At 56.4% G+C, this 715-nt stretch carries 2 protein-coding genes; both read left to right on the top strand.

What is annotated here, in order from left to right; genetic code table 11:
• The coding region (locus tag EJ063_RS20360; RefSeq protein WP_148104547.1) for a phage tail protein at positions 1 to 434 on the top strand (434 nt) is incomplete at its 5' end.
• Between the two features lie 15 nt (positions 435 to 449).
• The coding region (gene gpG, locus EJ063_RS20355; protein ID WP_126576074.1) for a phage tail assembly chaperone G at positions 450 to 715 on the top strand (266 nt) is incomplete at its 3' end.

The raw sequence follows: 715 nt of genomic DNA, 5'->3' as shown, positions 1-715 counted from the left end.
GCGATACCCGTGCCTATAAAATCCGCTTCCCGAACGGCACGGTCGATGTGTTCCGTGGCTGGGTCAGCAGTATCGGTAAGGCGGTGACGGCGAAGGAAGTGATCACCCGCACGGTGAAAGTCACCAATGTGGGACGTCCGTCGATGGCAGAAGATCGCAGCACGGTAACAGCGGCAACCGGCATGACCGTGACGCCTGCCAGCACCTCGGTGGTGAAAGGGCAGAGCACCACGCTGACCGTGGCCTTCCAGCCGGAGGGCGTAACCGACAAGAGCTTTCGTGCGGTGTCTGCGGATAAAACAAAAGCCACCGTGTCGGTCAGTGGTATGACCATCACCGTGAACGGCGTTGCTGCAGGCAAGGTCAACATTCCGGTTGTATCCGGTAATGGTGAGTTTGCTGCGGTTGCAGAAATTACCGTCACCGCCAGTTAATCCGGAGAGTCAGCGATGTTCCTGAAAACCGAATCATTTGAACATAACGGTGTGACCGTCACGCTTTCTGAACTGTCAGCCCTGCAGCGCATTGAGCATCTCGCCCTGATGAAACGGCAGGCAGAACAGGCGGAGTCAGACAGCAASCGGAAGTTTACTGTGGAAGACGCCATCAGAACCGGCGCGTTTCTGGTGGCGATGTCCCTGTGGCATAACCATCCGCAGAAGACGCAGATGCCGTCCATGAATGAAGCCGTTAAACAGATTGAGCAGGAAGTGCT

The sequence above is a fragment of the Vibrio aquaticus genome (genome assembly GCF_003970385.1).
GTDB lineage: Bacteria > Pseudomonadota > Gammaproteobacteria > Enterobacterales > Vibrionaceae > Vibrio > Vibrio aquaticus.
This window is presented reverse-complemented; position numbering and strand designations above follow the sequence as displayed.